General features: G+C 65.2%; 13 protein-coding genes, 1 tRNA gene and 1 pseudogene. 2 read left to right on the top strand and 13 right to left on the bottom strand.

Going from position 1 to position 12,199, the window contains the following annotated elements; translation table 11 throughout:
* The 9 genes and pseudogenes from JNN06_RS07435 to JNN06_RS07395 all read right to left on the bottom strand — a co-directional run.
* A pseudogene (locus JNN06_RS07435) lies at positions 1-226 on the bottom strand (ABC transporter permease); the annotation flags it as partial.
* A 13-nt stretch (positions 227-239) separates the two neighbouring features.
* Entirely contained in the window at positions 240-1,379 is a 1,140-nt protein-coding gene (locus JNN06_RS07430) for an ABC transporter permease (protein WP_291238960.1), read from the bottom strand.
* Positions 1,376-2,947, bottom strand: coding sequence for an ABC transporter ATP-binding protein (locus JNN06_RS07425; protein WP_291238959.1), 1,572 nt, complete (start codon positions 2,945-2,947; stop codon positions 1,376-1,378). The genes JNN06_RS07430 and JNN06_RS07425 overlap by 4 nt, the downstream gene beginning before the upstream one ends.
* A gap of 5 nt (positions 2,948-2,952) precedes the next feature.
* Entirely contained in the window at positions 2,953-3,957 is a 1,005-nt protein-coding gene (locus tag JNN06_RS07420) for a BMP family ABC transporter substrate-binding protein (RefSeq protein ID WP_291238958.1), read from the bottom strand.
* A 154-nt stretch (positions 3,958-4,111) separates the two neighbouring features.
* Positions 4,112-4,561, bottom strand: a complete 450-nt coding sequence (locus tag JNN06_RS07415; protein ID WP_291238957.1) for an N-acetyltransferase — start codon at positions 4,559-4,561, stop codon at positions 4,112-4,114.
* Positions 4,558-5,163 carry a tRNA (adenosine(37)-N6)-threonylcarbamoyltransferase complex dimerization subunit type 1 TsaB gene (gene tsaB / locus JNN06_RS07410; RefSeq protein WP_291238956.1) on the bottom strand — a complete coding sequence of 202 codons (606 nt, stop codon included), beginning with the start codon at positions 5,161-5,163 and terminating at the stop codon, positions 4,558-4,560. Before tsaB ends, JNN06_RS07415 begins: the two co-directional genes overlap by 4 nt.
* Positions 5,164-5,167: 4 nt before the next feature.
* Positions 5,168-5,734 (bottom strand): NifU family protein, encoded by a 567-nt coding sequence (locus JNN06_RS07405; protein ID WP_291238955.1) that lies wholly within the window; start codon positions 5,732-5,734, stop codon positions 5,168-5,170.
* Between the two features lie 50 nt (positions 5,735-5,784).
* Positions 5,785-6,624: a helix-turn-helix transcriptional regulator gene (locus JNN06_RS07400; RefSeq protein WP_291238954.1), complete on the bottom strand. Its 840-nt coding sequence runs from the start codon at positions 6,622-6,624 to the stop codon at positions 5,785-5,787.
* Between the two features lie 135 nt (positions 6,625-6,759).
* Entirely contained in the window at positions 6,760-7,443 is a 684-nt protein-coding gene (locus JNN06_RS07395; protein ID WP_291238953.1) for a rhomboid family intramembrane serine protease, read from the bottom strand.
* A gap of 75 nt (positions 7,444-7,518) precedes the next feature.
* Here JNN06_RS07395 and trpS point away from each other — a divergent pair, with 75 nt between their 5' ends.
* Both trpS and JNN06_RS07385 read left to right on the top strand, forming a co-directional pair.
* Entirely contained in the window at positions 7,519-8,574 is a 1,056-nt protein-coding gene (gene trpS, locus JNN06_RS07390) for a tryptophan--tRNA ligase (protein WP_291238952.1), read from the top strand.
* 159 nt (positions 8,575-8,733) lie between these two features.
* Entirely contained in the window at positions 8,734-9,705 is a 972-nt protein-coding gene (locus JNN06_RS07385) for a DMT family transporter (RefSeq protein WP_291238951.1), read from the top strand.
* 182 nt (positions 9,706-9,887) lie between these two features.
* Here the strand turns inward: JNN06_RS07385 and JNN06_RS07380 are convergent.
* From JNN06_RS07380 to JNN06_RS07365, 4 genes are all read right to left on the bottom strand, one after another.
* Positions 9,888-9,964: transfer RNA gene (locus JNN06_RS07380), tRNA-Pro, on the bottom strand.
* 115 nt (positions 9,965-10,079) lie between these two features.
* Positions 10,080-11,030, bottom strand: a complete 951-nt coding sequence (gene ispH, locus JNN06_RS07375; protein WP_291238950.1) for a 4-hydroxy-3-methylbut-2-enyl diphosphate reductase — start codon at positions 11,028-11,030, stop codon at positions 10,080-10,082.
* Positions 11,031-11,076: 46 nt separating this feature from the next.
* Positions 11,077-11,514, bottom strand: a complete 438-nt coding sequence (locus JNN06_RS07370) for a YqaA family protein (protein ID WP_291238949.1) — start codon at positions 11,512-11,514, stop codon at positions 11,077-11,079.
* Positions 11,515-11,604: 90 nt separating this feature from the next.
* Positions 11,605-12,183 carry an NYN domain-containing protein gene (locus tag JNN06_RS07365; protein WP_291238961.1) on the bottom strand — a complete coding sequence of 193 codons (579 nt, stop codon included), beginning with the start codon at positions 12,181-12,183 and terminating at the stop codon, positions 11,605-11,607.
* Positions 12,184-12,199 lie beyond the last annotated feature (16 nt).

Raw genomic sequence — 12,199 nt, 5'->3', positions numbered from 1 at the left:
CAAACAGCAGCGAGCCGAAAATCCCTGCCAGCACGCCCAGCCACACGTTGCCGCTGGCATAGGCGATCCAGCCCGCGCACATCGCGGCCATCAGCATCTTGCCTTCCAGCCCGATGTCGAAAACCCCGGCGCGCTCGCTGTAAAGCCCGGCAAGGCAGGCAAACAGCAGCGGCATGGCAAAGCGGATCGTGGTGTCCAGAATTTGCAGGAAGGTTGCGTAATCCATCCTCAGCCCTCCCTCATGCCGCCGCGCGGGCGCGGAACACCCAGGCCAGCATCATGCGCACCATCTGATCCAGCGCCCCGGTGAACAGGATCACGAGGCCCTGCATGACAATCCGCAATTCCATCGGAATCTTGGTCTCGATCCCCAGTTGCGCGCCGCCCTGATAGAGAAACCCGAACAGCACAGCCGCCAGCACGATGCCGAACGGGTGGTTTCGGCCCATCAGCGCCACCGCGATGCCGATGAACCCCGCCCCTTCGGCCGAGTTCTGCAACAGCCGCCCCGAGGCGCCCATCACATTGTTGATCGCCATCAGCCCGGCCAAGCCGCCCGAGATCAGCATGGCGATCATGGTGATTTTCACCGCCGAAATCCCGGCATAGCGCGCCGCCTTCTCGGATTTGCCGAAAGTGCGGATCATATAGCCCAGCCGCGTGTGCCACAGCAGCACCCAGGTGCCAAAGCAGGCCAGCAGCGCGAGGAAAAAGCTCACATTCGCAGGCACTTGCTGATACAGCGGCTGGCCCTTGGCATTCAGCTTGATCTCGCCCGCCTCGGTATAGCGCAGGAAGAAATCGCCGATGATCGGCATTTCATGGAAGCGGGGCAGGGCCACCGTGGCGCCAAAACGGGCCGAGGCCGGGTCCATGCTGCCTTGCGGGCGCAGGAAATCGACCAAAAGCCAGATCATCAGCGCGGCGGCGATATAATTGAACATGATCGTGGTGATCACGATATGACTGCCGCGTTTCGCTTGCAGCCAGGCCGGAATCGCCGCCCAGGCCGCGCCAAAGGCCGCGCCTGCGACCATCGCGCCTGCCAGCGCCAGGGTCCAGTGCGGCCAGGGCAGCAGCAGGCAGCACAAGGCCACGCCCAAACCTCCCAATTGCGCCTGCCCCTCCGATCCGATGTTGAACAGACCGGCATGATAGGCCACCGAAACGGAAAGTCCGGTAAAGATGAACGAGGTCGCGTAATACAGCGTATAGCCCCAGCCATAGGGCGACATCAGCGCGCCCCTGACCATCACCGTCAGCGCCTCGACCGGGCTCTGCCCGATGGCGAGCAGCACCAGCGCCGAGACAATCGCCGCCAGCAGCAGCGAGATCACCGGCACCAGCACCACATCCGCCCAGGTTGGCAATCGCGTCATGCCGCACCCCCTTCGGTTACGCCGGCCATCAGCAGGCCCAGCTCGCGTTCATCCGTGGTGGCGGGGTCGCGCTCGCCCATGATGCGCCCGTCGAACATCACCGCGATGCGGTCGGAAAGGCTCATGATTTCATCCAGTTCCACCGAGACCAGCAAGACCGCCTTGCCCGCATCGCGCAGCGCTACGATCTGTTTGTGGATGAATTCGATGGCGCCAATATCCACGCCCCGCGTCGGCTGGCCGACCAGCAGCAGGTCCGGGTTACGCTCGATCTCGCGCGCCACCACGATCTTTTGCTGGTTCCCGCCCGAGAAATTCTTGGCGGCCAGGCTGGGGATCGGCGGGCGCACGTCAAACCGCGCCATCTTTTGCTCGCAATCGGCGCGCAGCGCGGCATTGTCCATCAGAACGGCGTTTTTCTGAAACTCCGGCGCGTGGTGATAGCCAAGCGCCACATTCTCCCAGGCCGCGAAATCCATCACCAGACCAAGGACTTGCCGGTCTTCCGGCACATGGGCGATGCCATCGGCGCGGCGGCTTTGGCCATCCGAATGCCGCCCCGTCAGGTCCAGCGCCTTGCCGTTCATCCGGATGGACCCCGTGCCGCGCTCGATGCCGCCCAGCACTTCCAGCAGCTCTGACTGCCCGTTGCCCGCCACGCCCGCAATGCCCAGAATCTCGCCCGCGCGGATTTGCAGGCTGATGCCGCGCAACCGCTCCACCCCCTGCTCGTCCTTCACCCGCAGGTTCTCCACCTCCAGCACCACCGCGCCGGGGGTTGCCGGGCGCTTTTCCACCTGCAACAAGACCTTGCGGCCCACCATCAGCTCCGCCAGCTGCTCGGGGCTGGTCTCCGCCGTCCTCACCGTCGCCGTCATCTGGCCGCGCCGCATCACGCTCACCGTATCGGTGATCTCCATGATCTCGCGCAGCTTGTGGGTGATGATGATCACGGTCTTGCCGCGTTCCCGCAAACCCTTGAGGATGCGGAACAAATGGTCAGCCTCGGCCGGGGTCAGCACCCCCGTCGGCTCGTCCAGAATCAGAATATCGGCCTGCCGGTACAGCGCCTTGAGGATTTCGACCCGTTGCTGATGCCCCACGCTCAGATCCTCGATCAGCGCGTCGGGGTCGACCTCCAGCTCGTATTCACGCGCGAGATCGGCCAGCACCTTGCGGGCCTTCGACAGCGAGGGCGCCAGCATCGCCCCCTCTTCGGCGCCCAGAATGATGTTTTCCAGCACCGTAAAATTCTGCACCAGCTTGAAATGCTGGAACACCATGCCGATGCCGGCGCGGATGGCGCTCTGGCTGTCGGGGATGGGCGTCACTTGCCCGTTGATGACAATCTCGCCGCTATCGGCCTTGTAGAACCCGTAAAGAATGGACATCAGCGTCGATTTTCCGGCGCCGTTTTCCCCGATGATGCCGTGGATCGAGCCCTTGGCAACCTGGATCGAGATGTCCTTGTTGGCTTGAACCGGGCCGAAGGCCTTGGAAATGCCCTTCAACTCGATGGCGAAGGGGGCGGCAGATGCCTGCCGCCCCAACTCGTTGGCCCCTGCCATGGCGATCAGAACGTCGCCGCCGGGCAGGTATTGTCCGACATGTAGTCATGCACCTTCAGCTCGCCCGATTTGATCTTCTCGGCGGCGGCATCCACTGCGGCCTTCATCTCCGGGGTGATCAGCGCGGCGTTGTTGTCATCCAACGCATAGCCCACGCCTTCCGATTTCAGGTCCAGCGCCTGCGGCGCGGTGTCCAGCGCCTCGCCCGCCTTGAACGAGTTGTAAACCGCCACATCGACGCGCTTGAGCATCGAAGTCAGCACCTTGCCGGGGTGCAGGTGGTTCTGGTTGCTGTCCACGCCGATCGACAGGATGCCCTCATCCGCCGCCGCTTGCAGCACACCGATGCCGGTGCCGCCCGCCGCCGCAAAGATCACATCGGCGCCCTGACCCTTCTGGGCCTTGGCGAGTTCGGCGCCCTTCACCGGGTCGTTCCAGGCCGCCGGGGTGGTGCCGGTCATGTTCAGCACGACCTTGGCATCGGCCTTGGCCGCCAGCGCGCCCTGGGCATAGCCGCAGCCGAATTTGCGGATCAGCGGAATATCCATGCCGCCGATAAAGCCCACAGTGCCGGTTTTCGAGGCCAGCGCCGCCAGCATCCCCACCAGATAGGAGCCCTCATGCTCGGCAAAGCCGATCGACAGCACGTTGGGGTTGGTCGCCGGGTCCACCCAGCCGTCAATGGTCACGAATTTGGTATCGGGGAATTCCGGCGCCACGACCGAGATCGGGTCCGACATGCCGAAACCCGTGGTCACCACCGGGTTGGCGCCCGATTCCGCCAGCTGGCGCAGGGCCTGCTCGCGCTGCGCCTCGGTCTGCATCTCCAGTTCCTTGAAGGTGCCGCCGGTTTCCTCGGCCCATTTCTTCGCGCCGTTATAGGCCGCCTCGTTGAACGACTTGTCGAATTTGCCGCCCAGATCATAGATCACCGCCGGCTCGGCCGAAGCGACAGCGGTGGTCAGCGCCAGCGTGCCCGCCGCGCCAAGCAGGGTTTTCATCAGGGTCATGGAACTCTCCCGGTTCTCGTTAAGTTTTTATCCCCGCAGCCAGTTTTGCGGCATGTCTTGGCGGGGCCATGAGGCGGATTAGGGCGGGAATGGTCCAAACGGTCAAGATGGAATCGCGGCGCGCGGTAGCCACCTTGATCTTTCGATCAAATTTTCAACAGGGCTTGGCGTCTTCCCCGGACTCTGCCCCGACGGAAAGCGCGCGGGTCATCACCAGCGCATCCAGCGCCGCGCCATCGGGGCGGCGGTAATAGCCCCGGCGCCGCCCCGCCGCCGCGAATCCCCCCCGTTGATACAGCGCAAGCGCCGGGGCATTGTCGGCCGCCACTTCCAGAAAGGCGGTCTCGGCCTGCCGCGCTGCGGCCTGCGCCAGAAACCCGGCCAGCAGCCGCGCCGCGATGCCTTGGCGCCGGGCCTCGGGGGCCACGGCCAGCGTCAGCAGCTCCGCCTCGCCCGCCACCGCCCGGCCCCAAAGCAGCCCATCCGGTTCGGTCAGCGCAAAGCAAAGCGGATCGGCCCGCAGGGTTGCGAACTCTGCCGCCGACCACGGGCGCGGCGTGGTGAAGCAGCGCGCATGCAGCGCGGCCATCGCCTCGGGGGTCATTCCAGGATCACCGGAGGCGGGTCGCTGGGCGGCGCGGCATCGGCGCCGCGCAGGTAGAAGGGCGCCGGGCGCGGGCCGGGGGGCTGCGTCGCCGCGATCCGGGCGATGGCTTCGGCCAGCGGCATGGCGGGCGGTAGGCCTTCGGCAAAGCCCGATCCGGTGACATGCGGGGCGGCGGGCAGCGCGTCGCGCGAAAGGATACAGGGCAGTTTCATTTCGGCCAGATCAAAGCCCAAAGCGTACACCTCGTTACGCCTGGCATCCTCGGCCACCAGCAGCGGGCGGGGCAGGCCATGGGCCAGCGCCTCCAGCCGCGTGACGCCGATGGCAGGGATGTTCAGCCCCAGCGCAAGGCCCCGCGCCAGCGCGACCGACAGCCGCACCCCGGTGAAGTTTCCCGGCCCCGTGCCCACCCCGATGCGGGTGACAGCGGGCCAGCCCAGCCCCGCCTCGGCCAGCAGATCTTCCAGCAAAGGCACCAGCCGCTCGGCCTGGCCCTTTTCCATAATCTCCAGCCGGTTCAACACTTTGCCATCCGGCAAAAGCAAAGCGGCCGCGCAATGCGCGGCCGATGTGTCAAAGGCCAAAACCGTCTCGGACACCGTTTCAGGCGGCAACAGGGCGCACCTCGGTGACCTCGGGGATGTAATGGCGCAGCAGGTTCTCGATGCCCATTTTCAGCGTCAGGGTCGAGGAGGGGCAGCCCGCGCAGGCGCCCTGCATATGCAGGTAAACCACGCCACGGTCAAAGCCATGGAAGGTGATGTCGCCGCCATCCTGCGCCACGGCAGGGCGCACGCGCGTGTCAAGCAACTCTTTGATTTGCTTGACAATATCGGCGTCCTCGGCGGAATGGTTGCTGGCATGGCCCCCGCCCGCAGGCGCCTCGCCCTGAAGGACGGGCGCGCCGGATTGGTAATGTTCCATGATCGCGCCCAGAATGGCGGGTTTGATATGATCCCATTGCGCCGTGTCGGATTTGGTGACGGTCACGAAATCCGACCCGAAAAACACCCCCTGCACCCCCGGCACCGTGAAGATGCGGCTGGCCAGCGGGCTTTTCGAGGCCGCCTCGGCACTTGGGAAATCGGCGGTGCCGATCTCCAGCACGTCCCGCCCGGGCAGGAATTTCAGCGTCGCCGGGTTCGGCGTGGATTCGGTCTGGATGAACATGGGGCTTCTCCGACGGTTCCGCTCGGATATGCGCCTCGGGGGGCGCCAAGTCAAGGTTTGCGCCAGACCGAAGGCGCCACTCCGCGCGCCTTGCGGAAGGCGCGGGTCAGGTGGCTGTGATCGGCAAAGCCGCAGGCGGCGGCCACTTCGGCCAGGGGCGTGCCGCGCGCGATCAGCGGCTCGGCCTGGCGGATGCGGGCGCGCTCCACAAAATCTTGTGGAGTCAGACCTGTGCTGGCCCTGAATGCGCGATGAAAGTGGAACTCTGACAGCCCGGCCAAAGCCGCAAGATCGGCCAGCCGATGCGGCGCCTCCGGGGCCTCGGTCACAGCGCGGGTGATGCGGCGCAGCAGGGCCGGGGCCAGACCACCCCGCGCGCGCCCCTCCCGCAGCCCATGCCAACGGCCATGCGCCAGCAAATGATGCAAAACCTCCCACAGCGCCGCGCGCGCGCCTTGCGGCGTGCCTGCCGCCTCGAGCGCCGCCAGCCGGGCCACCAGCGTCGCATCCTCGGCATAGGTCACCTCGGGCAGCGCCACGCGGCTCGGGTCGATTTCCAGCGCCTCTGCGGCAAAGGCGCGCAGCGCGGCATCGGGGATATAGAGATGCTGAAAGGCAAAGGCGCCCTCAATGTGCCAATCCGACCGCGCCCCCTGCGGCATCAGGGTCAGCGCGCCGGGAAAGCCATGGCCCGAGGGCCGGTCGGCCCGGCGCGAGGCATTTCCGCCTTCGGTATAAAGGCTGAGCACATGGCAGCGGTCATTTTCATACGCCACACGGTCACGAAGGTTCGACCAGCGCGCCATACCAAAGCCCTCGCCCAGATCGCGGGCGGCGATCAGCGTGGCATTGGACCGGCTCAGACGTTCATAGACAGAGGCACGCAGCATGATGCGCCAACCTAGCCGATCCACCCCCGCCAAACCATCCGCCCCAACAGGATTTGCGCAAGATCGTTCCAGCCTTTCATCTTGGCCCAAATATCCTCTGGGGGTGCGGGGGGCGAAGCGCCCCCGCGGCGGCACTCACCGTTGGCGCAACCGCGCCATCAACAGCGCCCAACCCCTTGGATTGACAGCAAAGCTGAGGGCAAAGCCGGTGGCGAAGCCGATCAGTTCGGCGATCCACCATGGCCCGGTGCCAAAGGCCAGCGCAAACAGCAACTGCGCCCCCATCAAAAAGCCGATCATCGAAAAGGCGCGGTATTGCGTGCTGCCCGTGCCTTGCAGCCTGGTCCACATCAGCCAGGTGAAAGCGCCGATCAGCCCGTAATTGCCGGGATAGCCCCCATAAAGCGGCGCCTGAATGAAGGGCAGGGCGCAAAAGCCGAGGGCCGCCACCACGCTGGAGGTGAAAAACACCGCCAGCACCGCCCACCAACGGAACTGTTCGCCCACCGTTTTGCCAAGCGCCAGCAGGATCACCACGACAAACACCGCCTGCGTGGTGGAGCCCTGGACGAAGGGATAGGTCACCAGCCGCATCAGCCCGTCCAGCGGCCAGACGCCGTTCTCATACATCCAGCGCATCAGCTCGGGCGAGACGGCAAAGCGTTGCAGCGCGTCCAGCCGCGCGCCGATGGCCCCCGCCCCGGTCAAGCCGCTTTCGCGCAGCGCCAGCACCGCCTCCATGGCGATGATCGGCAGGGCCAGCGCCCAGACCACCCAAGGGAGCGGGTTCAGCGGCGGGGCATTGGTGTCGGTTTTCATCCTGTCTCGCTTCATTGACGCTGCATCGGGGCAAGGGTAAGCCGAAGCCGTAGCCTTTTCCAGACGGAGTTCCCGATGTCCGAGCCGGTCCAAACGCCTCAGACCCAAACCGCGGCTTTTCCTGCGCGCATCTTCTCGGGGATCCAGCCCTCGGGCGGGTTGACCCTTGGCAATTATCTGGGCGCGCTGAAACGCTTTGTCGAAAAGCAGGAGGAGGGGATCGAAACGATCTACTGCCTCGTCGACATGCACGCGATCACCGTCTGGCAAGAGCCGGAAAAGCTGCGCCAGCAAACCCGCGAAGGGGCGGCGGCCTTCATCGCGGCCGGCATTGATCCGGCGCGCTCGATCCTGTTCAACCAAAGTCAGGTGAGTGCCCATGCCGAATTGGCATGGATTTTCAATTGCGTGGCGCGCATGGGCTGGATGGGCCGCATGACCCAGTGGAAGGACAAGACGGCGGGCAAGAATGCCGAAGCCGCAAGCCTTGGCCTTTTCGCCTATCCCGCGCTGATGGCCGCCGATATTCTGGCCTACAAGGCCACCCATGTGCCGGTCGGCGAGGATCAGAAACAGCATCTGGAGCTGACCCGCGACATCGCGACCAAGTTCAACAATGACTATGGCGTGAATTTCTTCCCCATCACCGAGCCGGTGATCGAGGGGGCGGCCACCCGTGTCATGTCCTTGCGCGATGGCAGCAAGAAGATGTCGAAATCCGACCCGTCGGATCAAAGCCGCATCAACCTGACCGATACCGCCGATGCCATCGCCGCCAAGATCCGCAAGGCGAAAACCGACCCCGAGCCGCTGCCGGAGACGCTGGAGGCGCTGAAGGAGCGGCCCGAGGCGCGCAATCTGGTGAATATCTATGCGGGCCTGTCGGGGCGCACGGCGGCGGATGTGCTGGGCGAGTTTGCCGGGGCTCAATTCGGCACCTTCAAGCCCGCGCTGGCCGAGCTGGCCGTGTCGGTGCTGGCGCCGATCACCACCGAGATGAACCGGCTGATGGCCGACCCCGCCGAGATCGACCGCATCCTCAGCGCCGGGGCAGACCGCGCCGAGGCCATCGCCCGTCCCATCGTGGATGAGGTTTACGAGATCGTCGGCATGGTGCGCCCGCGCCGCTAAACCGCCCTGCATGGCAAGAACCCGCCGTTCCGCAAGGGGCGGCGGTTTTTTCGTCAACAAACCCCGGGACGCGTCAGGGGCGGCCATTGAGGCTTCTGCCCGATTCTGCGACAGTGTTTGCGCAAACGACGGGCATTCCGCTTTCCCTCAGGTCTTTTCATGAGCCCCAATCTTCAAGGCGCGCTCTTTGCGCTTCTGGCTTTCGGCATTTACGCCACGCATGACGTTGTGGTGAAATTTCTGGGTGCGGATTACCACGCCATCCAGATCATCTTCTTTGCCGGTCTGCTCAGCTTTCCGCTGGTCACGCTGATGTTGATGAATGACGGCACCGAGGGGCATCTGCGCCCGGTGCATCCCTGGTGGACGGCGCTGCGCACGGTTTGCACCGTGATCACCGGGGTGACGGCCTTTTATGCCTTCTCGGTGCTGGAACTGGCCGAGACCTATGCGATCCTGTTCGCGACGCCGCTGCTGATCACCGTGCTGGCGATTCCGCTGTTGGGCGAGCGGGTGGGGCCGCGGCGGGGGATTGCGGTCGGGGTCGGGCTGCTGGGCGTGCTGATCGTGCTGCGCCCGGATGCGGGCGGGCTCAGCCTTGGTCACCTGGCCGCGCTGGCGGCGGCGGTCTGTTCCTCGCTCGCCTCGATCATCGTGCGCAAGATCGGCCCTGACGAACGCTCGGTCGTGCTGCTGCTGTATCCGATGGTGGCCAACTTTGCTGTGCTGGGCTGTGCCTTGCCCTTCGTCTACAAACCCATGCCGATCGAGCATCTTGGCATGTTGGGCATCATCGCCGCCTGCAGCTTTGTCGCCACGCTTCTGGTGATTGGCGCCTATCGCCGGGCCGAGGCGGTGGTGGTGGCGCCGATGCAATATTCGCAGATGATCTGGGCGATCTTCTATGGCTACCTGATTTTCAACGAGACGCCGGACCAATGGACGCTGATTGGCGCCGGGGTCATCATCGCCTCGGGCATCTATATCGTGCTGCGCGAGGACAAGGGCGCCGTGTCGGAGAACCAGCCGGTGCTGGCCACCCGCTCGCGCCCGGAAACCGGCCTAATGCCCCGCATCTCGCTGCTGCTGCGACGCGGGGCAGGGCGGTCCGCGCCCCGCGACGAGGGCTGAGGCGTCTCGCCGGTTGGCGGGGATCACGACAGGCAGCCCGGGATCGCCTCGCAGCCGAATGGGGCGCAGAAACCGCCAGAAGCGCCTCCGTCCGCAGACCTGACCGCCCGACAACGGCACAGGCTTTGCACCGGATGGTGCTTGCTTTTCGCGCGGGTGATTGATTTTTCGGGAATTTTATCTGGTCGGAGCGAGAGGATTCGAACCTCCGACCCCCTGCTCCCGAAGCAGGTGCGCTACCAGGCTGCGCTACGCTCCGACCGTGGAGGGGGGATTACAGGCTGGTGCGGGGCTTGGCAAGGGGGGCGGAGCAGAAAACTTGATGCGGGGCGTAGTTTGCGGGCTGGTAGCAGGTGGCCGGGCGGCCGGGTGGGTTACTCAGCGGCGCGCAGGATGCGGGGCACCTTGAACTCCACGTTTTCCTGCGCGGTTTCCACCAGCTCTACCGTGGTGGCAAACCGGCTGCGGAAGGCGTCCAGCACTTCGTTCACCAGCACCTCCGGGGCGCTGGCGCCTGCGGTGATGCCGATGGCGCGGATGCCCTCCAGCGCGCGCCAGTCGATGTCGCTGGCGCGTTGCACCAGCTGCGCATAGGCGCAGCCATTGGCGCGCCCCACCTCGACCAGACGGCGGGAATTGGAGGAATTCGGCGCGCCGATCACCAGAAGCGCGTCGATCTTATGCGCGATGGCCTTCACGGCGGCCTGGCGATTGGTGGTGGCGTAGCAGATGTCTTCCTTATGCGGGCCGATGATCGCAGGGAAGCGGGCGCGCAGGGCGGCGATGATGTCGATCGTGTCATCGACCGACAGCGTGGTCTGGGTGATGAAGGCCAGCCGCGCGGGATCGCGGGGCGTGACATTGGCGACATCGGCCACGGTTTCCACCAGGATCACCTCGCCCTCCGGCAGTTGACCCATGGTGCCGATGGTCTCGGGGTGGCCGGCATGGCCGATCATCACCATCTGCAACCCGTTCTCATGGTGCCGTTCCGCCTCGATATGCACCTTGGAGACCAGCGGGCAGGTGGCATCGACAAACACCATCTCGCGCGCGGCAGCGGCGGCGGGCACCGATTTCGGCACGCCATGGGCCGAGAAGATGACGGGGCGGTCATCCGGCACCTCGTCCAGCTCCTCGACAAAGACGGCGCCGAGGGCCTTGAGGCTGTCCACCACGAATTTGTTATGCACGATCTCGTGCCGGACAAAGACCGGGGCGCCCCATTTCTGCAAGGCCATCTCGACGATCTTGATGGCGCGGTCCACACCGGCGCAAAAGCCGCGCGGGGCGGCGAGGTAGAGGGTGAGGGGGGGCAGGGACATGGGGCTCTCTCTCCGTTCGCGGCTCAGAGGTAGGCGTTTGCGGGCCTCAGGTCCAGAGCCAAGCGGCTGCCCCCGCAGTCACGACGGCGAGAACGCCATAGCGCGCGGTTTTGGCCAGCCCCACGATCAGCAGGAATTGCCACAGTGGCACCCGCAGCACCCCGGCCACAAAGCAGATCACATCGCCCAGCGGCGCCCAGGAGAGCAGCAGGGTCCAGCGTCCCCAGCGGCCATACAGCGCCTCCGCACGGGCGAGGCTGGCAGCCGGGGTCTTGAACCGCCCCTCCAGCGCGCGCATCCCGCGCCCCATGGCATAAGTGACGCCCGAGCCCGCGGTATTGGCAAGACCCGCGCACAGGATCATCAGCCAGACCGGCGCGCTGTCCGCCAGTTGCAGGGCCACGAACACCGCCTCGGATTGCATGGGCAGCGGCGTTGCGGCCAGAAAGGCGGCGGCCATCAGGCCCGCAAGCGCGCTCAGCATGGCGCGTGACAGCAAAACAGGCGCCGAAAGGGCGCCTGTTTGCGAGGGTTCGGGCCAACCTTTGCCACGGTGACCCGAAGCCGGATTGCCTTACTTGGCATGAACCGGCGGCTGGGTATCCTCGCGATCGGCGCGCGGTTCGCGGGGCGGACGGCCGATCACTTCGCGCAGCTCGTCCAGCTCGATGAAATTGTCGGCCTGACGGCGCAGTTCGTCGGCGATCATCGGCGGCTGGCTGCGGATGGTCGAGACCACCGACACGCGCACGCCCTGCCGTTGCAGGCTTTCCACCAGCGGGCGGAAATCGCCATCGCCCGAGAACAGCACGATATGATCGAGGCGCGGCGCGAGTTCCATCGCGTTCACGGTCAGCTCGATATCCATATTGCCCTTGACCTTCCGGCGGCCCTGACTGTCGGTATATTCCTTGGCCGGTTTGGTGACCATGGTGAAGCCGTTATAGTGCAGCCAGTCAACCAGCGGGCGAATGGGCGAGTATTCCTCGTTTTCGAGGAGGGCAGTGTAGTAAAAGGCGCGCAGCAGCTTGCCGCGGCGCATGAACTCTTGACGCAGAAGTTTGTAGTCGATGTCAAACCCCAGGGCTTTTGCCGCAGCGTAGAGGTTTGACCCGTCTATGAACAGCGCAAGCCGTTCGTCCTTGTAAAACATGCTTTCTCCCCTCACT

Origin of the sequence: Gemmobacter sp., assembly GCF_016792925.1 — a bacterium.
Taxonomy (GTDB): domain Bacteria; phylum Pseudomonadota; class Alphaproteobacteria; order Rhodobacterales; family Rhodobacteraceae; genus Gemmobacter.
This window is presented reverse-complemented; position numbering and strand designations above follow the sequence as displayed.